Here is a 21402-nt window from a genome sequence, read left to right on the forward strand (position 1 = left end):
TCTGATTTGTTTGTTCTGTAATACGCGAACATTTTTCTTGACATGTTGATCAATTGTTCATATTTTGCCAGAAAATGAACAATTGATCAACTTTTAATTTCAAGGAGACCATCATGACTATTTATCTTAAAGAAGTAGACGCAATCGAGTTGGTGACCCTTCAGGACAACTATATCGATCTTTTGTCGCAGTCAGATACGGATATCATTTGCAGGGCCAAGCCATTAAATGGGAATGAGGTCACTAACAGTATTTTGGCTGAACATGGATTCTCCCTTATAATTACTGTCACGGCGGCTGATAAAAATCGAACCGTCCTTTATGATTTCGGTTTTTCAAAGGATGCGGCGCTGCAAAACGCCCAGGCATTGAATGTCGATTTGAGTGCCGTTGAAGTTATGGCGCTGTCACATGGGCACCTGGATCATTTTGGCGGCATCTCGACTCTGGCCCGCCATATAAACAAAAAAGAAATGGCTGTCGTTCTCCATCCGGCAGCCTTTAAGACCCCCCGTTATCTCAAACTGTCCGAGGAGTTCAAGATCAATTTTCCTTCCCTGACGCGTCGGGAATTGGAAGATTCGGGGCTGCGCCCGGTTGAAACGCGGGAGCCCCATGTCTTGCTCGACGGACTGGTCATCAGCTCCGGCGAGATTCCCAGAAGTACGGCCTATGAAAAGGGCGTACCTTATCTGTATTGCGTGGAAAATGGCGTCGAAAAACAGGACCCCATCGAGGATGATCTGGCACTGATCATGAGCCTTAAAGGGAAAGGTCTGGTTATTCTGACCGGCTGCGCCCATGCCGGAGTGATTAATACGATCCTACACGCAAAGGAGATCACGGGCATCAATCAGGTGCATGCCATCATAGGCGGATTTCATCTGACCGGTCCTGTTTTTGAGCCGATCATTCCTGTTGTTACTGATGCCCTGAAAGAAATCAATCCACGCTATATTGTCCCCACCCATTGCACGGGAAGAAAGGCGATCATGCACATAGAAAAAGAAATGCCGGACAGGTTTATCTTGAATATGTCCGGAACAAAACTTTTATTTAACGCAAATTAAACAGGAGACATCATCAATGAAGATAGGCATTCTCACCTGCTCTTCAGTGACGCAGGATCTGGCGTGCTCTTCCTTTAATTGCTTCAAGGAACTCCGGGAAGGCGAGGGCGCTTTTGCCCGTTATAACGGTGACGTTCAACTGGCCGGAATCATCAATTGCGCCGGATGCGGGACAATGGTCGCACCGCATAAACTGATTCACCGGGTAAAATCACTGACCGAACTGAATGTAAAAGCGATTCATCTGAGTACCTGCATGATGAATCTGTGCCCGTTTAAGGACAAATACCATAAACTGCTTTCGGAAACTTTCCCTCATATCAAATTTGTTAAAGGGACACATGGGGCGCCTCCGGGTCTTTCCGATGAAAATTTCAGGAAATCCCATCAGGAGTTGGTTTCCAGCCTGGTAACTCAGCGAAAAAATATGGCGGATGTCATCCCGCTTATTTATCATTCAAACGAATAGGAAAGGCCTTTATCTCGGAATTATTTAATAGTATTCAGGCAGCCTGCCAGCGCTCCGAACCGCTTGGAATAGAAGAGTTCAGTGTCGGCCTTCATCTTCGGTATGAAGGCGTTTCAGGGCAAACATGTGACCTCCGACGGGCGGCAAGACAGACATTAAAACCCTTACGAATGAATCAGGTTGCCGACTTCGGAAAACTTATCGCCATTGATGAATCGCTAATCGACGCCGTATTCTCTCTCCAGGACAGACAGGCGTATGCGACCGCGGCTACCAGGAACATGTCGAGTTAGGAACCGCACAGAACAGCGACCAAACACAAAAGCCCGTTCGTCTTGTTGGTTACCGGGTTAATAACGTTTAATACTGGGTAGCAACAGACCGCGGCGCTTTGACCCTGGAGGGTAGCCGATGTTCAATCCGTCTTGCATGTCTGTTTTGTCCGCTTCAGTAATCCCTGTCGATTTTACCGACTGACGTCATGTTGGGATCAGCAGCGGCAGTCGGCAACCCGGACCGGTCTGTCAGCGGTGTAGACAAGCCGAGAAATCCGGCGGCCTCTGAACATTGTCCGGGAGCCGGTGTACCAGCCACGCCCAGGCGTAGCTGGTAACGAGGTCTGGTCACAGAAGTTCCCAACTCTGGTTACTGGGCGGAATAATCTCCTGAATTGCCGGCCCGGTGACACAATAGCGCAGCCGCGAAAATCCCCTGTTTTTCCAAAATATTGAATGCTCGGAAGGTTATCCCGTTTTTGCCGCCTCTTTGAAAAAGTCCTGTTGAATGCTGTCCGGAAACACCTACAACATATAGCGTCGAGAAAATATTAACACACAAGACCGGCCTTGCTATGGATAAAAGTCGAAAAAGCAACTTCCTATCCTTTCGGGCTACCCGGTTCAGTTCAGAAAAAACGGTGTACGGCCGGTCTTCGTATCCATAAGCCGCATGAACAAAATACGTCAAAGCCACAAAGAGATTTTGGTTTGATCGGACTGCCATGATATTATACTGAATTTTCAGTTTGTAAAAATAATTGTAAAAATTTGAGGTGTTCAATGAAAACGGGCAAAACGATCAAGACCCAAAAGGGCAGGGAAACAAGAGAGCGTATAATGAAGTGCGCCAGAGAACTGCTGGCGGAATCCGGTTGGAGCAGCGCCACCATGGAGAAAATAAGTGAAAGAGCAGGTATCGCCAATTGCAGTATTGTCTGGCATTTTGGTTCCAAGGAGAATCTGTTTCTGGAAATCTTTGATGGTGTTGTTGACGAGTTTGAAGAAGCCTTTGATTCTTATTCTTTCCCCGATGGGGACCCGATGGATATGCTCAGGCGGTTTCTCCTTGATTACGCGGACTTAATCGAGGCCTATCCCGAAATTCATATCATATTTTATTCTTATGTTTTCAATGGAAATCTCAGCGGAAAAACCGGGGACCGCATCCGGGTGATGTACGATGGTTACCGCCGTATGGTGTCCGAACGGCTCAAAAATTTTATACCCGTTGATCCTGAAAAGGTCGCATCAGCCCTTGTCGCCTTGATTGATGGGATGTTCATCCAGTGGTACGTGGACCCAAATCGTGTGAATATAAAGCAAGTATTTGAGCGGTTTATGAATATTGTGTTAATTAATAACACCCAAAGATGATGCCCGTTATAGTTAAAAGTTAAACTTTTTACTTGACAAGCCTTGTTTCTTCCTATACTAACTATTTAGTTTGTTAAATGGTAGGATACATTTATTCATACTAAGCAAGGGAGGGGGAAACAAATGGCCTCGACAGGCAATGAATATCAAGCTACGGGTACGCTTCTTAAAACGCTGTCCATCTTGATGCTGGCTACCGGCTTTTACAGCCACTCTTCGCCTCTTATCGCCATCGGCTGCGGATACTGGCTGGCAGCCGCCAACCCCTGGCGGTACAGGATCATGATAAACGTCGGCATTATCCTGCACCTGCTCGGGTTTGTCCGGGCGCTTTACTGCCTCGTGTCCGCCGACTTGTCGGTGTCTCATATCGACCTGCTCGTATCGCCTCTCGTGCTGACCGTTCTTATTAAGTATTACCCAACGCAGTATGATGTTTTATCAAACGTTCTGGCATATATCCTGCCGACCGGATGGATGGTCTCCGGAATAGAAGCTTATCCGGCGCTATTTAAAAAGCTGTCGGACAACGGGATCATCGGTTCGGTCGAAGGCCTGTATATCAATTCGGACGCGTACAATATCCTTCAGGAAGAAGGGTTTCTGGGATTTACCCCGGCTGATGAGATTTTGGAGACGGCCAGGAAAGCCGGGGTCCAGAGCGGAAAAACCCTGCTCGATGTAGGCTGCGGTCTCGGTGGGCCTGCCTGCCTGCTGGCCGCTGAATTCGGGCTGAATGTTACCGGGGTGGACCTTCTGGAATGGAATGTCACCGCTGCTTCAACGCTGGCGGCTTCCCGGGGGGTGAGCGATAAATGTCGCTTCAGGCAGGCCAACGCCCTTTCTCTTCCGTTTGAAGACGGAAATTTTGATTATGTTTTCGCAATGGACGCCTGGTGCCATATACCGGACAGGGACAAACTGCTCGGAGAGTGCCACCGGATCCTCAAGCAAGAGGGGACCATTTTATTCCATGACTGGATCATGAATAAAGGGGACTCCGAAGGGTTCAGATTTATCTACGCTTTCCCCCCTCTGGAAACCGTTGACAGCTATTCGGAAAAATTACGCCGGGCTGGTTTTGAAGTTGTTTGCGCTCAATTAAGAACCGAAGCGTTTCGGATGCATACGGCCAGGGTCAGGAACAACCTGATTTCCCGAAAGCGCCGGATGATCGACACCTGCGGCAGAGAGCTGTACGACAATTGGGATGCCGCTCTCTTGTATGCCATAAGAATGATCAAAGAGGAAAGACTGACTTCCGGCGTTTTTATTGCCCGGAAAAAATAACCGCTACAACCGTTTTAAGATGCCGGAACTTTACCAGATCAATTTATAATTAAGGAGGGGGTAATGGATTTTTTAGATCCAAACAAGCCAATCGCGACCTGCGTATCCGAAGGATGCACGAGTTGTCCGGCCCGGGAAAAGGTGCATTGCCATTTTACGTTCAAGGATGTGGCGTCTTATTATCTGATTATCGCACCCACCCTTCTGCTGGGCGGCGCCGGGATTTATCACGCAAGTGGATGGTGGCTTATTGTTTCATGGCTGCTGATTATTATCGGGTGTTTCAGCTTTGTTTTAACCCGCGTACTTTGCTCTCATTGCCCGCATTATGTTGAAGCGGGAAGTTCTTTAAAATGCCGGGCAAATTACGGGTCGCCCAAAATCTGGAAATATCGCCCGGGTCCGATGACCTTTTGGGAAAAAGTCGTCTTTTTCGCCGGTTTTGCGATTGTCTGGGGATATCCGCTCCTGTTTATGATTATCGAATTCCAGTTGTTTCTGCTGATCGTTTATCTGGTAGCAAGTTCCGGATTTCTTATGACATTAAAAACGAATTCCTGCACGCAATGCATGAATTTCGCGTGTCCCATGAACGCGGTTCCAGATAAAGTCCGTGAAGATTTTTTTGAACGCAATCCCGGCGTTGCCGAAGCCTGGCATGTTGATGCCGGACGAGTTGGAAAATGCGATTTTATCCACTGAATTCTTAATTTGTTGGGAGGAAACTATGGCACCTTATTATCCGAAAAACGGTTGGTGGGGGTTCGTGGTTCGATCGGTACTGCGTCTGGCTGACATGGACGGCAAGAATAAGACAACCGCGAGCAATGTCGTTTTTCAGAAGAATGCACGAATGGTTGAAGGGATGAAAAAGTCCAAGGGCCTGAGGTCTGTTTTTATTGATTTTAACCGATTCAACTTTAAGACTGCCAGAGAACAAGGCCAAATGTTGAAAATTTTGGCCATATTCATACGGGTGATCAGAGGTATTTCAATAGCCAGAAAAAGATACCTTCAGGAAATTACCACCGTAAAATATTTAAACACCACCGCGGACAACAAATTCTGGGATTCTGTGCGGAGTAAAGCCGATGAACTGGGAATCAGCCTGATCGGTTTCGCGCCGGTGGATGAAAAGCTGATGTGCACCAACGATCACTTCGGTCATCTTACCCGGCTTTATCACAATGCCATTGTGTTGGCCATGGAGATGGATTATGACGCCGTTGAAGCCATCCCGGACATAGAAGTCGGGGTTGACGGCATCAAAACATACGCCGACCTGGGTGATGCCACCAACGCGCTGGCTAAATTTATCAGAGAACAGGGACATGGCGCCATTGCCTGTCATCCCCTGGGTGATGTAATCGTACTGGCGGCCATGGGCGTGCGGGCCGGCCTGGGAACATTCGGCCGAAATGGGCTTCTAATTTCAAAAGAATTCGGACCGCGCCAGCGTGTCTCCATGATTGCCACCACCGCCGCACCTCTGCCACCGCCGAACAAGACGACTGATCATTTTCAGGACATCCATGACTTCTGCAGTAAATGCGGTAAATGCGTCCGATCGTGTCCGGCCGGCGCCATACGTGAAAAGCCGCTCAGAATCGAAACCTATGGCGTGATGTCATGTGTGGATGCCCCCAAATGTATCGAGTATTTTTATGAATTCAACAGTTGCGGAATCTGCATCAAGGCCTGCCCTTTTCATAGCTTGGGGTATGACCGGCTGATGCGGCACAAGGAGGAGGTACCTCTGGCAGCCGCAAGCTGACCCGGGGATACCATAAGTCTCCTGAAGCAAGATGGTGTACTGGAATAAATTATACTTTTACGGTGACCGTTCCTTATTGACGATGAACAATTGAATGACCAATCTGACTAAACAAGGAAAATGGATATGAAAATCAAAAAAATTGTGAACTCAATTAAAGAAAAGAAATTCCCTCAGGCCAGATGCTTTCCGGAACCTTTGATTGACGCCGCGGCAGCTGTCAGCAGTTTCCGGGGACAATTTTCCAGGCTGACATCTCTGGAAAGGCTGCTTACCACCATTCGGCATAAAGAACCGGACAGAGTGCCGGTAGCGCCGCTCGCCAATGCCGTGGCCAGGAGAATTGTCGGTATTCCCTTTCCCGAATACTCTACCAATGCAGAAAAGGCAGCCGAGGCTTTATGCGCTTCGGTTAAATTTGTGGGCGGGGATCTGGTCGTATTATTGATCGACTTGTCGGTGGAAGCAGCCGATTTCGGCCAGGAAGTGCTCTATCCGCTGAACTCCACCGCTCATCCCAATTATTCAAATCCTTATATCAAGGATGTGGATGATTATCTGAAAATCAGGCCCATTGATTTTTCCTCGGCCACGAGAATGAACGAACTTGTCAAGTTATGTGGATTGATGACCGAAAAGGGAAGATGCGGGGTGCCGATCTCCGGGTTTGTTTACGGCCCCCTGGAAATTTTATTAATGATGCGGGGGGCAAAGGACTTTTACAAGGATTGCCGGAACTATCCTGATCATATCAGGAAAGCATGCGCCGCAATAACAGAAACCCTCCTGGAGTTTGTCAAAGCGCAATGCGATACAGGTATTCATGCCCTGACCATTGACACCCTCCTGGCTTCTTGGAACGCGCTGCCCAAAAAAGTATGGAAAAACCTCGAAGGTGACTTCACCGGTGAAATCGCCCGGTGTGCCCGGGAAAACGGAGCGTTTGTCGGTATCCATAACTGCGGAGACGGAATTTATTTTGACGCCCAGATCGACGCCATGAAGCCGGATTTTATCAGCTTTGCCCAGCTTCCGGATGACTGCCGCACGCCACAGGAAATGAAGGAAAAATATGGTGACCAGGTTACGCTGGTGGGATACGTTCATACCCCCACGATTGTCAACGGAACCCCTCAGGAGGTGATGGACGAAGCCAGGCAGCAGATCGATATTCTGGCAAAAGACGGTGGTTTTGTGCTGGCTCCCGGATGCGAATATCCACCCAATATACCGCTTGAAAATGCTTTCGCACTGGTCAAAGCGGCCGAACTGTATTCCTAAAACCCACATGAGATAGAAAGGAGACTGAAGAATGACAACACCTTCAATAATACTTGATAGTCTGGAGAAAGCCGTATTATCGCAGGATCCGGATCTTGTCGATGAAATATTTCACGATGAAACCGTTTTGGAAATGAACTATGAAGAGATGCTGGATTCGCTTACCAGAGGGTTGGATGAAGCGCGTAAAAAACTGGGGGATATGTCCTTCAGCGTAGGCGACTTCCTTTTGTCTGTAGACGCTGTGCGGCGTGGCCTGGCGCACCTTAAAGGGCGGAATCTCCCGGAGGGTCAAAAGAAGAAACGGGCGGTAACGGGGGTTGCCACCGGGGAAGTTCATAATCTGGGCATTCATATCATTTCCGGCATTATGGAAGCATTGGGATACGAAGTTAAGTGTCTTGAACAGGACACGGATGCCGATCAGTTTCTAAAAGAATTAAAAGAAAACAACGCTTCTTTCCTCGGTATTTCATCCATGATGTCAACCACGCTTGAGGGAATGCGGGACATCATTGTCCGTTGTAAACGTGAAATGCCCCATGTGAAAATTATTGTCGGCGGTGCCTGTATGGATGAAAGGATGGCGGCGTCAATGGGCGCGGACTGTTTTGTGAAATCCGCGGTTGACCTTCCAAAGACATTGGAAAAACTGGACGTCCAGGAGACTTATACGAAGCGATACATGGATTATGAGAATAAAGTCCAGACAACCGAATATCATGTGGCATCAGCCCCGGACGGTGAACCGTAAGCCACAACCGCTAAAGGCAGGTGAAGTGGCTGTGTACGGACTCATCTTGTAGCCGGACTTGAGAACCGGAGGCAGAATGATTAACAGGAAAGGGCGAAACAATGAAAAACAAAAACAGTAAACATTATGATGCTATTGTTGTTGGGTCCGGCCCGGGTGGCGCGACCGTAGCGAAAGCGCTTACCGAGAAAAACAAAAATGTTTTGATCCTTGAAAGGGGAGGAAACGCAAAGATAAACGGCTCCCTGACGCAAATGGCAATGACCGGCGGAATCCCCGGTAAACACGTTATGTTTACCGACAGGACGTTTCTTGCCATTATCAGGGGCATCGTAACCGGTGGAAGTACCATTTTTTATTGCGCGTCCGCTTTTGAACCCCCATATGAAATGATGGAATCGTATGGAATCGATATCAGAAATGAGGTCGAGGCGCTGAAGTCTGAAATTCCCACCGGTCCGCTAAACGATGATTTGTTCGGCAAAGGGGCGCGAAGAATCATGGAATCCGCTGTAGAACTGGGATACGACTGGAAAAAGCTGAACAAGTTCATATACCAGGAAAAGTGCAAAACAGATTGCAATAAGTGCAGTTATGGCTGCCCCTACGGCGCGAAATGGACGGCTCGAAATTTTGTGGAAAAAGCCACGGACAATGGCGCTGAGTTGATTAACGGGGCCAAGGTAAACCGAGTCCTTTTCAGTGGTAAAAAAGCCGTTGGCGTAGAGTTTACAATACATTGTAAAACCCGCAAAGTTTTTGCCGATAAAATCATCGTATCGGCAGGCGGTACCGGCACTCCGGTTATTCTTCAAAAAAGCGGGCTTCGTAATGCGGGCCAAGATTTCTTTTTTGACCCGCTTATCATGGTGTTCGGTACGGTTGATAAACTGAAGTCAAAAGGAGAAGTGCAGATGTCGGCCGGCGCCCATATGCAAGAAGACGGCTATATGATGGTCGACCTGAACTTTCCTCTTCCGATTTTCGCGGCCCAAACCGCGCCGAAATTCAAAATACATAAAGCAATTTCCCATTCAGACACACTGATGATCATGATTAAAATTAAAGACGATCTGGGCGGAAAGATTAAACCGGGTGGAGGAATAAGAAAGTCGCTTTCGAAGAACGACAGGCTGAAATTAAAAAGCGGTTATGAAAGAGCCAAAATCATCCTGGAAAATGCCGGGGCCAAAGATGTCTACAGCGGATGGCATATGGCCGCCCATCCCGGCGGGACAGCGAAAATCAACGAGGTGGTGGATGCGAACCTGAAAACTGAATACGATAATCTCTATGTCTGTGACTGTTCCGTTATCCCTGAACCATGGGGATTGCCGCCGACATTTACCCTGCTCGCGTTAGGCAAGAGGCTTGCCTCACACCTGATAAACGGTGGTGCCAGACCGGTTCTTTCATGAGTTTTTCCGCTATCAGCACCGCCAGCTATGGTAAAATTCGTCTCATTCAATTTTTTTGAAAAGAGGGGGCCATGACTGATTCAAATAAATTGAAATCCAAACAGTTCCTCGCCGCTTCAAAGTTTTGCGATTATCAAGAACCTGTTATTCAAAATCTTGTTGGAGAAATCGGCGGATTATCAGAAAATCCAAGGGAAAAAGCCATCAACTGTTTTTTTTACGTACGGGACGAAATTGTCTTTGGCATGGATCCCTGGCAGATAAAAGCTTCTGAAACATTGCAAAAAGGGTATGGCATGTGTTCCAACAAGGCGCTGTTGCTGGTGGCCCAACTGCGGTGTTTGGGTATTCCCTCACGCCTGGCATGGGTACCATTGAACAGACATTTTCTCAAACCGGCCTGGGGCTTTCCCTGGACCTATTGTCTGCCCCGGGCCCTGAAGCATGTTATTGCCCAGGTTTTTCTGGATCAGAAGTGGATCGCGCTGGACCTGACGCTTGATAAGACAACGTACGAAAGACTGTACAAGCCTGCCGGCGCTAAATGGGGCATTGACTGGAATGGTGAAGACGACTGTCTGGTATTCCAGGACCATCTGACTGGGCAGGTTGAGCCTTTTTCAGACATAGACAGCGCTCTGCTGAAGGACGCGGGCAACTGGACGCCGCCGGCTTTAATTTCTCAGCCTTTTTTGAAAAAGATGAACAGGATAACCTGGAAAAAGGCGGGAATAGTGCTTTAACAATAAACATTTCACTCTTTAAGGGAGGGCCATTATGCTGGATAAAAACATTCCTATGGGATGGATAAAGGGGATGTATATTTACACGATTCTGGGCGCAGGCCTTTCAGGCTTGGGAATGATTCTGGCACCCGGACTGGTTCAGCACATTTTCGGAATGGGCGAACAGGATCCGATATTATTCGGTGTGGCCGCGAGTATCTGGTTCGCGTTCGGTGTCATGTCCGTTTTCGGGTTGAAAGAGCCCCTGAAGTTCCTGCCGATTCTCTGTATGCAACTCACGTATAAGACAGCCTGGTTTGTAGGTGTTGTCATTCCGCTGATCGCTACTGGACGTTTTCCGGGTTACGCCGGATTTATTGTCGTTATTATGGTGAGCTATATAATCGGCGATTTGATTGCCATCCCGTTCCGCCATTTGTTCGCAGGAGAAATGCGTGAATAAACCGCTCCCTTTGAAATCGCTAATCCGGTTATAATAAAAGCTAACAAAAGTTTTTTTTGAAGATCGCGGCCCGTGCAGCAATTTCATGGACGACATCTTCCACATCTGCCGGGTGTTTTCCATCGACATGATCTGGGTGGCCGGCCACATCGGCTGCAAAAACACCCAGGCCTTAAACGGCATGCTCCGGGAGCTGTGCCGGCAGGCCAACATTCCGCTGCTGATCATCAACTACGACCTGATGGATCCGCGCATCGTCACCCACGACGGGATCAAGGAGCAGGTGAACCATTTCATGGAAACCGTCATGAAGGCGGAGCGGCTGGCCCCCTGACGCTGCCCGCTGCCGCACACCCGGCCGGATCAGGACGGGAATGATGGCGTAAGCCGGAAGTAATTCGTTCCTTTGTAAAAGGCCGGCCTTGTGTCACCATTTTTTTCTGAAGATATAATACAGGCTCCGCCAGGCGGAGCGACGGAACATCAGGGAAAAGTTGATGGCCAGATTTTTTATGGATTTCAGAAACAGGAGGCCCATATTCCGGCCGGGAAGCGCCGTCACGAAATGTTCCGTCCCTATGATTTGAAAATAGCTCTTTTTGGGGAATTCCTTCAGATCCACCGGAGAAAAAGAGCTGACGATGTTCAGCAAAAAGTAAAATTTCTCCCCAAACTTCGCGAACCAGGGAATCAGCGCATCCAAAAGGGGGGTGCCGATCTTTCCGGAATACCCGATGGAAAAAAAACGCCGTTCGGGTTGATCATAAGGGGCCAGTTCCCGGCCCTGATTCTTTATCCCTCCCCTTAGAGGGATTTTCCTGATATCCGGTTCCCCGAATGTCCTGGCCATGAGCCAGTAGGGGAAATTGACCCGGCGCATGCTTTCGGACACGCCCATTTTGATCATGCCGACGCGCTCAACCCGCATGAGATCTTCCCCGGCGATAATGGTCCCGGTTTCCCGGCGTGCGCCCAGGTTCACCCGGAGAACCCCGGGCAGGGGGAGCGGGGTCCCGCAGAAGGAGCCGTATCCCATAAACCGGCAGGGATTGGGGATTTCCCATCGGGCGCTTTTAAATCCCATCAGGCCATCCAGGCTGGTCCAGGCGTCCACAATGGTGAAAATAGCGCTGTTGCTCACGTAGGGAAGGTCCGGGTTGGTGATGGTCGGCATCAGGGCGTGGTTGATGGACGCGTTCCACCGGCCGTGATATTTGGCGTACTTGTCCTGTTCCCAGGTAAGCCCGAAACAGTTCTTGATCCCCAGGGTCACCAGGGAGGCAATATGGGTCTTGCTCTTGGCGAAACTCACCAGTACGTCGATTTCGCGGAGCGCGGAACTGAGCTTGTGCGGCCCCATGAAAGGGCTGTCATACACGATCGGAGCGGCCAGGGTCAGGTCCGTGAATGTGCTGGTATAGCCCGCCGCCCGCGCTACCTGGCTGACAAGCCGGTTTTCATACCAGTTGGAATAAACATTCTGGGATTCCACCAGCGCGACACGGGTATAACCTTCTCCCCGCAGCCTGGCAAGAAGGTGCTCCACCAGTTCGGGGTCGGTGATAACGTCCATCTCCTTTCGGGAAACGAACATCATCAGATTGGGCTTGACGGCGATGCGGAGTTCCGCCTTCTCTTTGCCCGCGGCCTGACGTTTTCTCTGCAGGAAAGGGAAGAATTCGGATTTTTCCAGGGCTTCGTCCAGGGCCGAAAACTTGTCTCCGGCTTCCACCACTGCCACCGGGGAATCAACCGCGTGGATGTATCGGATCTTTCTGCTGGTGCCGGTCATGGATTCGGATCCTTCGAGGCCGCTCTTCCCGTTTTCCTGTCCTACAAAGAAGGATAAGAAGTTTTTTTCGGTAGATACTTATAGCAAGGCGGGCCTTGCGTATCAACGTTTTTGTGGCCACCATATACTGATATATTTCAGATGCGATTCGGCGGGGATTTCGAGAAAGGCAAAAAGACAGGGAGAAACCTTTAGAATGCTCCTGGCCCTGGAACAAACCCGGACGGCTGAACCCGAAATCAAAATTGTACCCGGAATCCCGGAGCCGGTGGCGCGTCCGTCACTGTTTACTCCGAGAAAGTCTCCTTCATCAGCAGGGTGCAGCCCAGAGCCGCCAGCGCCGAGACAAACAGGACCAGCAGCAGCAGGCTATAGCCTTCGACCGCGTATCCGCCATCCGGTGACGGGAAACGGTCCAGGATCCGTCCCATCAGGGGCATGTAAACCGCGCCGCCCAGGAACGGGAAAAGGTTGACCGCGCCCACCGAGGTGCCGGCGATGGAGACCGGGAAAAGCTCCTTGGTGGTGGTAAAGCCCATGATGACGATGGACGAGGAGAAAATCGAAAAGGTGAAGAAGGCCAGATACAGCACCGGCCGGGGCAGGCCGGCGGGATGCAGATAAAGCAGGAGCATCTCGGCCGAGAGGCAGAGGCCGCAGATGATAAACGGCTTTTTACGGCTCCGCAGCAGCCGGTCGGAAACATATCCCATCAGCGGGCTGCCGATGATCATGCCCCAGGCGATCATGCTTAAAATGGCGCCGGCTTCGGCCCGGGTCATGCCGTAGACATGCATCAGGTAGGGCCCCCCCCAGAGGCCGCCGAAACCGAAAAACAAGCCGCAGTCGAAAAAGAACCATATGGCCACCGGCCAGAAGCGTTTCTCCGACAGCACCAGGCGCATGCCGGCCAGCAGGGGGATGGGCCGCGCCGGCTGCGGCGAGGCGTCGAGCCGTTCGGTTTCCTCGATGGCGGGCCAGCCCATGTCCGCCGGCCGGTCGCGCACGATCAGCCAGGCCACCAGGACGATAACCAGGGTGCAGATCCCGATGGCCTCAAACGACAGGCGCCAGCCGATTTTCGTGGCCATAACCCCCAGCAGCCAGGTGCCCGCCAGCACGCCCAGTCCGCCGATACCGTTATAGAGACCGGCCATGGAAGCGAACTCGTTGCGGCGGTACCACTGGGACAGGATTTTCATGGTGGGGATGAACACCATGGAGACGCCGAATCCGACCATGACCCGACCGGCAAAAGCCGTTCCGATGGTCGGCGCCATCCCGAACAGGACGCTGCCGGCGGCGGCGATCAGCAGGAACATGGTGACGGTTTTGCGGGGTCCGATGGAGTCGGCCAGCAGTCCGGCGGGCAGCTGCATCACGCCATAGCAGTAAAAATAGATGGAACCCATCAGGCCCATGACGCCGGCGGTGGTGTGAAAATCACGGACCAGATCGTCGGCCACTACCGACAAAGACAGGCGATGAAAATAGACGAAAAAATAAGCCAGGCCCAGGGTCAGGAAGATCCACCAGCGGTAGCGGCGCATGGCGGCAAGCGGTTGGTTCATGGCAGCGACTCTCTTGATCGGTTAATGGTTTTTGCTTACCATAAATCACTTGTAAAGGGTATCTCTAAAAAGGCAATTTTTAGAGGTGCCCTAAAGATATTTGCCAGAGAATAATATTCCGGAGTACAATTCACTTGTCGGGATTTTACGCGGCCTGGACACCGGGGTTTGGAATTATTCAGGAATATCAGGGAGGCAGGGCAAATGGCAACAATCAATTCGCTTGACAGGGAGCGGACCGTTATCATCCGGCGCCTGGACGCCGCCCATCAGACGTCCACTTTCCGGGAGTTCCGACCCCTGGGCAAAGAGATGAACCAGGCCGTCCAGAAAGTCGTGGTGGAAATGTTCGACGCCCTCGGCGGTCCGTCGCTGATCAAGTCCAGCGGCGACGTTTATATCAAGCCCAATGTGGTCGGCACCAACGCCTATGTCCATACCCGGCCCGAGGTGACGGAAGCGGCCGTGCGCTACTGGCAGGCGGCCGGCGCCCGCCGCGTCTTTGTCCTGGAAAACAGTACCCAGGCCACTTATACCCGGCTGGTCTTCGAGATGACCGGCTACAACGCCCTGTGCAAGCGGACCGGCGCCGTTCCCGTTTATCTGGACGAGGAAAAATCGGTACCCTACGACTTTACCGGCAAACCGCCGGCCGATAAGGAACCCCGCGGCTATGAGCGGACGACGTTCGGCCTGCCGCGGACGGTCCATGAAAAATTGATCCTGGAAAGAGACGCCAACCTCTATGTGAGCCTGCCCAAGCTCAAGACCCACTCCATGTCGGTGGTCACCCTGGGCATTAAAAACCAGTGGGGCTTTCCGGTCCACCGCGACCGCAGTCCCGACCACAATTACAATCTCCACCACAAGCTGGCGGACGTTCTTTCCCTGGTGCGGCCCGACGTCACCCTGATCGAGGGGGTGGAAGGCACCATCCACGGCCATTACCCGGCCCTGGCCCTGGCCGACCGCTGCGTCAGGCCTTTCCGGGTCATGATCGGCGGCCGCAACGTGGTGGCGGTGGATATCGTCGGCGCGGGCGTCTTCGGCCAAAAAATCGCGGATGTGCCCCACCTGAAGATCGCCGTTGAAAAAGGCCTGGGCGGCGCCGTCCGGAGCGAAGCCGATATCATCATCACCGGCGATTATACGTCCTTCGATGATTTGGATATCCTGGGCGAGTGGGACCGCTATGGCGGCTCTTATCCCTTTGACCTGATCCAGGAATTTCCCGAAAACATCACCATCATCAAAGGAAAGGAGATGGCCTGCCGGGAGGGATGCGTCAATAACTCCCTCAACACCCTGCAGATGCTGGCATTCGATCACCGCAGCCGGGGCGGATGGACCCTGGCCATGGGCAAAGGATTTGACCAGAACGTCATCGACGGTATCGCGGGCCCGGTATTCGTGGTCGGTCCCTGCGCCGTCAACGAGATCGGCGACAGGCTGGTCGAACGGCTTGGCCGAAGCCGAGTTTATTTCAGCCGTGAGTGCAACGACCTGACCGCCATCGTCGAGTCCCTCTGCCACCTGATGCGGGTCAGCCCCCTGAAACTGGCGCCACCGATCAATCCCATCAAGGGCCTTTACCTGATTCATCAGGCCCGGCAGAATAACAGCACCGCCCGCATGACCAACCCGGCGGCCAATATCGTCAAGTTCCGCTGAACCTGAGGGGTGGCGGCCGGAAAAGATATTGACAGTGACGGCGGTCCTGCTATACAACATATCCAAAAAAACCAGCAGGTTGTTTCCGTTTGCCTCCTTTTATATCCCAAGAAAAACAATCGGATGAAACCAAATGGTTCGTGTATTGATCCGGTGAGGCGGGGAATTTGATGACAGTAGACAACCAGGACGGCACTCATCCTCTGAATATCCTCATCGTGGACGACGAGGCCAATATCCGCAAGACGCTGGCGGTCTGTCTGGAGTCCCGCGGTCATGCCGTAACTGCCGTGAGCAATGGCGCGGACGCCCGGGCCGAAGCCGAACGCCGGGTCTTTGACCTGGCTTTTGTGGATTTGCGGCTGGGCACGGAGAACGGGCTTGACCTGATTCCGCCCCTGCTGGGCGCCTGCCCCTGGATCAGCATCGTTATCATCACGGCGTATGCCTCCATCGATACCGCCGTGGAGGCCATGAGGAGGGGCGCGGCGGATTACATCGCCAAACCGTTTACTCCCGAACAGGTCCAGCTCGTCACCGACCGGCTGGCGGTCGTCCGCGGCATGGGGCAGCGCATCGCGACCCTGAAGGAGGAACTGGCGCGACTGCATCCGGAGGCCACCTTCGTCTCCCGGCATCCCGTCATGCAGCGTGCCATGGAGCTTGCCCGGCAAGTGGCCGCAACCGAAGCGGTCATCCTGTTGAGAGGCCCCAGCGGCACGGGAAAGTCCGTTCTGGCCCGTGCCATCCACGGCTGGAGCCGGAGAGCCGAAAAACCCTTCGCTACGGTATCCTGCCCGACGCTGAGTCCGGATCTGCTCGAGAGCGAGCTCTTCGGTCACGTCAAAGGCGCTTTTACCGGAGCCGTCCGGGACAACCCCGGCCGGGCCGCCGCCTGCGAGGGCGGAACCCTGTTCCTGGATGAGATCGGCGATCTGCCCCTGCCGCTTCAGTCCAAACTCCTCCGATTCCTTCAGGATCGTGAATATGAACGCGTGGGCGATCACCGGACGCGAAAGGCGGACGTCCGTATCATTGCCGCCACCAACACCGATCTGGAGAAGGCGGTCCGCGAAGGCCGCTTCCGTGAAGACCTGTTTTATCGTCTGAACGTCATTCCCATCGACCTGCCGCCTCTGGCGGATCGCCCGGATGACGTGGAGATGCTGGCCAACAATATGCTTATATTTTTCGGCGCGCAGAATCACAAGGTATTGAAGGGGTTCAGCGATGAGGCCAACATGGCCTTGCGCCGGTATGCCTGGCCGGGCAATATCCGGGAACTGCGCAACGCGGTCGAACGGGCGGCGATTCTATGCACGGGGGACATTGTCCAGAGGGAACAGCTTCCCGCTTCCATCTGTCCGCGTACTTCCCTGCCTCAGCTGGGCGATCCCGTTTCCCTGAAAACAATCGAGGAAAATCATATCCGCCGGGTTGTCGCCGCCACCAGAACCCTCCAGGAAGCGGCTAATATCCTGGGGATTGACCAAGCCACCCTGTGGCATAAACGCAAGCAATACAACATCTGATGATACCAATTCCTAATCAAAATCCTCTCTGTGTTGGCCGTGTCGTCAGCCTTTCTTCTTCCTGCCGCCTTGTAAAACACAAGGCCGGTTCGGGGTCATCCTTGCCCATTACAAGGAAATTTTTTCGACTCTAAAGCGTAACTTATCGCATTTGCATAGCTTTATCGAATGGCACGACTTGTGCTCACAAGAGTGTCGGAGGATATCATTATGATTGGGATCAGACAAAAGCTGACATTGGGATTCGGAGGGCTGCTCGCTGTCATTGTCATTGTCGGCGCTCTGACGATGGTCCAGATCGAGGAGCTCGGGCAAGCCATTGACATGATTCTACGGGAAAACTATCGCAGCGTGGCGGCCTGCCAGGAAATGAAGGAATCCCTGGAGCGGATGGACAGCGGCACCCTGTTTACCCTGGCCGGAAACGAGCAGGAGGGGAATCGCCTGATCAAGGAATATGCCTCCCGTTTCCGATCCGCCCTGGATGTTGAACTGGGCAATGTTACCCTTCCCGGCGAACACGAAAAGGCCGAGATGATCAAAGGTCTGTTTGACCGGTACGTCGAGGTTATCCCTCTGGTAACCCAAACTTCAAGGCCTTTCGTGGAGAGGCAGACCGATTATTTCTTAAAATTGCAGCCGCTGTTCCGGGAGATCAAACAGGTTGCCCAGGACATCCTGCTGATGAATCAGGCCAGCATGAACGAGGCCGACAATGCCGCCCGGCGTTTATCGGAAATCGCCCGTCGGCGCATGCTGAACGCGATCATGGTCGCCGCTTTTCTGGCGCTCCTGTTCAGCTATCTTGCCCAGCGCTGGATCCTGAGGCCGATCAACCGGCTGACTGAATCGGTGAACGAAATCCGCGAGGGGAATTTTGACCTTGTTCTGGAAGCGGGGTCAAAGGATGAGATCGGCCGGCTTTCGGAATCTTTCAATGAGATGACGGCCGCGTTGCGCCACGTCCGCAAAAAGGAACGGGTCAATCTGGTGCGGACGAAACAGGCGACGGAAGAAGTTTTCAAGGCGCTTCCGACCGCCATCGCCGTGCTCGATCTCGATGGGAAAGTGGAGGTTGCCACGGAAACGGCGGACCGGCATTTCGGTCTCAAAACCGGAGTCATGGCCGGCGATCTCGGATATGAGTGGCTTTCACCTCTGACCCGGAAAGCGCTGGACGAGAACCGGATCGTTGAGCGCGATCCTAAAAATGGTTATGTTCAGCAATTTGTCGGCAATCGCGAATATTTTTTTCAGCCCATGGCGGTGCCGATCCCGGTCGGTACGGAGCACCGGGAACCTACCGGTGTGGCCCTGATTCTCAAAGACGTCACCCAGGTCCATGAGCAGCAGGAAATGAAACGCGGGGTCGTATCCACCGTTTCTCATCAACTCAAAACGCCGCTGACCTCTCTCCGTCTGTCCATCCACCTGCTGCTGGAGGAGCGGATCGGTCTTCTCAATGAAAAGCAGACCGAACTGCTGCTGGCCGCAAGAGACGACAGTGAACGGCTGGTGGTCATTCTCAATGATCTGCTCGACATCAACCGCATCGAATCCGGGAGATCAGGGTTGAAACCGGAACCCGTCACGCCGCGGGCGCTGGCCGGGGATGCCATGGAACCTTTTGTCGCGGACGCCAGAGATAAGGGTATTACCATGAACAATGACGTTTCCAATGACTTGCCGGAAGTCATGGCGGATATCGGAAAGATTCGCCAGGTGTTCGCGAATCTTCTGGCCAACGCGTTGCGGTTTACCGACCCCGGCGGCAAGGTGACCATCCGGGCTTTCCGGGAAGAAGGACGTCTGGTTTTTTTCGTGGAAGACACCGGTAAAGGGATTCCCGCGGAAGATTTGAACCATCTGTTCGAACAGTTTTACCGGGCGTCCGGGCAGGATGACAAATCAGGCGTGGGGTTGGGTCTGGCCATCGTGAAAGAGCTTGTCACCGCCCATGGCGGAGAAGTGAGCGCGGACAGCGTAGTCGGGGGAGGATCGGTTTTTCGTTTCACGCTTCCCCTGAAAACGGATCCCCCGGGAACGCGCGGATGAAAGTAATGGAGGCGAAGCCTTGCCGTTGAGCCCAATCCGCCTGAGGAATATCCGGGGTAACGGCCGTTGGCGAAAGGATAAGAGGAACCCGTCATGCTTTTTCTGTCGGCAATTGTACTGGCGTTATGCATGGTCTATCTGGTCTGGGTCATTATCAATCCGGAACGATTTTAGCGGGGCGATGACATGTCGATTGTTTTTATAATACTCTTTCTCGGAACAGCCGCCTTGCTGTCGTGGCCGCTGGGCCTCGCCATGACCCGGGCGATGAACCCCGGCGAAAAGGCCGGCGGTTATCGGGGTGACGTCGACAGGCTCTTCCGGAAGGTCGCGGGCCAGGCCATTGCCAGGGAACAGTCCTGGAAAGCGTACGCGCTGTCCCTGCTTCTTTTTAATGCCGTCATGTTCATCACCGGGGCCGCGATCTTGTCCTTGCAGCAGGTGCTCCCTCTCAATCCGGACGGCAAGGGCGCGCTTTCGCCCGACCTGATCTTCCATACCGCGGCCTCATTCACGGCGAATACCAACCAGCAGCACTATTCCGGCGAGGTGTCGCTGAGCTACCTGTCCCAGATCTTCGGTCTGATGTGGCTGCAATTTGTTTCCGCGGCCACCGGCATAGCCGCACTGACCGCTCTTTCCAGGGGACTCGCGGGAAATGTCCTTTTGGGAAATTTCTATCGCGATCTGTTACGGGCGACTTTTCTGGTGTTGTTGCCCTTGGCCGTGGTGACGGCGCTGCTGCTGATCAGCGGCGGTGTTCCCATGACATTCCAGGGCATGGTCACGGCCGGAACCCTGGAAGGCACGATGCAGACCATTGGCAGGGGGCCGGTCGCGGCTTTCGTGGCGATTAAACAACTGGGTACGAACGGCGGCGGTTTTTTCGGTCCCAACTCGGCGCATCCGTTTGAGAACCCGTCCTTTTTTACCAACCTGATCGAATGCCTGAGTATTCTCCTGCTGCCCATGGCTTCGGTCTGGATGTTCGGCCGGATTTCGGGGCGGATGCGTCACGCTGCTATTATATTCGCGGTCATGGCCGTCCTGCTGGCCGGAATGACCGGACTGGCCGTTTTTTTTGAGAAGACACCGACGGCGGCCCTGGCCGGGTTGCCGGTTCAGGCGGTCGGCAACCTGGAGGGCAAGGAGCTTCGCTTCGGTCCTGCCGCCGGTCCGCTGTGGGGTGCGCTCACGACAGCCACCAGCAACGGTTCGGTCAACAGCATGCACGACAGTTTCAATCCGCTGACGGGACTTATCCCGCTGGCCGGTATGTGGTTGAACGTGGTGTTCGGCGGGGTGGGGGTGGGACTGATCAACATGTTCCTCTATATTATGATCGGGGTGTTCATCGGCGGCCTGATGATCGGCCGGACTCCGGAGTATTTCAGCCGCAAGGTCGAGACCCGCGAGATGAAGCTCGCCCTGCTGGCGCTGCTGATTCATCCCCTGCTCATCCTGGGGGGAACGGCCGCGTTTGCCGTGACGTCCTGGGGCGCGTCAACAGTGCACAACCCCGGCGCCCGCGGGTTCACGGAAATTCTGTATGAGTTCTCTTCGGCGGCGGCCAACAACGGATCGGGTTTCGAGGGACTGGTCGATAACACCGTCCCCTGGAATATCGCCACCGGCCTTGTCATACTGCTGGCCCGGTTCATTCCGATGATTCTCCCCCTGGCCATCGCGGGTTCCCTGGCCGGGAAAAAACCGGTGCCGGAAACCACGGGGACCCTGCGGACGGACACCCTCCTGTTCGGCCTGGTGATCCTGGGCAGCGTCATCTTTATCGGGGCGTTGCTGTTTTTACCGGTTGCCGTCCTCGGCCCGATCGCCGAACATCTGGCGGCCGGTGTGTGAGCCGCGGCCGGGGGAATATGAGGAA

General features: G+C 53.0%; 18 protein-coding genes. 16 read left to right on the plus strand and 2 right to left on the minus strand.

Features of this window, described 5'->3' with window-relative positions:
• The first annotated feature begins 113 nt into the window (after positions 1-113).
• From AB1724_17555 to AB1724_17610, 12 genes are all read left to right on the plus strand, one after another.
• On the plus strand, positions 114-1070 hold the full coding sequence (locus AB1724_17555; protein MEW6079617.1) for an MBL fold metallo-hydrolase: 957 nt from the start codon (positions 114-116) through the stop codon (positions 1068-1070).
• Positions 1071-1086: 16 nt separating this feature from the next.
• Entirely contained in the window at positions 1087-1539 is a 453-nt protein-coding gene (locus AB1724_17560) for a CGGC domain-containing protein (protein MEW6079618.1), read from the plus strand.
• A 1058-nt stretch (positions 1540-2597) separates the two neighbouring features.
• Positions 2598-3191, plus strand: coding sequence for a TetR/AcrR family transcriptional regulator (locus AB1724_17565; GenBank protein ID MEW6079619.1), 594 nt, complete (start codon positions 2598-2600; stop codon positions 3189-3191).
• A 123-nt stretch (positions 3192-3314) separates the two neighbouring features.
• A complete protein-coding gene (locus AB1724_17570) occupies positions 3315-4481 on the plus strand; it encodes a methyltransferase domain-containing protein (protein MEW6079620.1) in 1167 nt (388 codons plus the stop codon).
• Positions 4482-4544: 63 nt separating this feature from the next.
• Positions 4545-5183 carry a hypothetical protein gene (locus AB1724_17575; GenBank protein ID MEW6079621.1) on the plus strand — a complete coding sequence of 213 codons (639 nt, stop codon included), beginning with the start codon at positions 4545-4547 and terminating at the stop codon, positions 5181-5183.
• Positions 5095-6255, plus strand: coding sequence for a 4Fe-4S binding protein (locus AB1724_17580; protein ID MEW6079622.1), 1161 nt, complete (start codon positions 5095-5097; stop codon positions 6253-6255). Before AB1724_17575 ends, AB1724_17580 begins: the two co-directional genes overlap by 89 nt.
• Before the next feature lie 126 nt (positions 6256-6381).
• Positions 6382-7536, plus strand: coding sequence for a uroporphyrinogen decarboxylase family protein (locus AB1724_17585; GenBank protein MEW6079623.1), 1155 nt, complete (start codon positions 6382-6384; stop codon positions 7534-7536).
• Between the two features lie 31 nt (positions 7537-7567).
• A complete protein-coding gene (locus AB1724_17590) occupies positions 7568-8290 on the plus strand; it encodes a cobalamin-dependent protein (GenBank protein MEW6079624.1) in 723 nt (240 codons plus the stop codon).
• A gap of 101 nt (positions 8291-8391) precedes the next feature.
• A complete protein-coding gene (locus AB1724_17595; GenBank protein MEW6079625.1) occupies positions 8392-9708 on the plus strand; it encodes a GMC family oxidoreductase in 1317 nt (438 codons plus the stop codon).
• A gap of 71 nt (positions 9709-9779) precedes the next feature.
• Complete coding sequence (locus tag AB1724_17600; GenBank protein MEW6079626.1) at positions 9780-10451, plus strand: transglutaminase family protein; 672 nt, start codon at positions 9780-9782, stop codon at positions 10449-10451.
• 34 nt (positions 10452-10485) lie between these two features.
• A complete protein-coding gene (locus tag AB1724_17605) occupies positions 10486-10896 on the plus strand; it encodes a hypothetical protein (GenBank protein MEW6079627.1) in 411 nt (136 codons plus the stop codon).
• An 85-nt stretch (positions 10897-10981) separates the two neighbouring features.
• Positions 10982-11230, plus strand: coding sequence for a 2-hydroxyacyl-CoA dehydratase family protein (locus tag AB1724_17610; protein MEW6079628.1), 249 nt, complete (start codon positions 10982-10984; stop codon positions 11228-11230).
• Between the two features lie 93 nt (positions 11231-11323).
• On the opposite strand, the gene AB1724_17615 is transcribed toward AB1724_17610, so the two are convergent.
• Positions 11324-12688: a DUF362 domain-containing protein gene (locus AB1724_17615; GenBank protein ID MEW6079629.1), complete on the minus strand. Its 1365-nt coding sequence runs from the start codon at positions 12686-12688 to the stop codon at positions 11324-11326.
• 287 nt (positions 12689-12975) lie between these two features.
• Positions 12976-14259, minus strand: a complete 1284-nt coding sequence (locus tag AB1724_17620; protein MEW6079630.1) for an MFS transporter — start codon at positions 14257-14259, stop codon at positions 12976-12978.
• 204 nt (positions 14260-14463) lie between these two features.
• Between AB1724_17620 and AB1724_17625 the strand changes: the two genes are divergently transcribed.
• The 4 genes from AB1724_17625 to kdpA all read left to right on the plus strand — a co-directional run bounded on the left by AB1724_17625 (position 14464) and on the right by kdpA (position 21377).
• Positions 14464-15930: a DUF362 domain-containing protein gene (locus tag AB1724_17625; GenBank protein ID MEW6079631.1), complete on the plus strand. Its 1467-nt coding sequence runs from the start codon at positions 14464-14466 to the stop codon at positions 15928-15930.
• Positions 15931-16100: 170 nt separating this feature from the next.
• Positions 16101-17462, plus strand: coding sequence for a sigma-54 dependent transcriptional regulator (locus AB1724_17630; GenBank protein ID MEW6079632.1), 1362 nt, complete (start codon positions 16101-16103; stop codon positions 17460-17462).
• Positions 17463-17672: 210 nt separating this feature from the next.
• The gene (locus AB1724_17635; GenBank protein ID MEW6079633.1) at positions 17673-19517 is read left to right on the plus strand and encodes an ATP-binding protein; all 1845 of its coding nucleotides are present in this window, start codon (positions 17673-17675) and stop codon (positions 19515-19517) included.
• A 186-nt stretch (positions 19518-19703) separates the two neighbouring features.
• Entirely contained in the window at positions 19704-21377 is a 1674-nt protein-coding gene (kdpA, locus tag AB1724_17640; GenBank protein ID MEW6079634.1) for a potassium-transporting ATPase subunit KdpA, read from the plus strand.
• Positions 21378-21402 lie beyond the last annotated feature (25 nt).

This window comes from Thermodesulfobacteriota bacterium, assembly GCA_040753795.1.
Classification (GTDB): Bacteria; Desulfobacterota; Desulfobacteria; order Desulfobacterales; family Desulfosudaceae; genus JBFMDX01.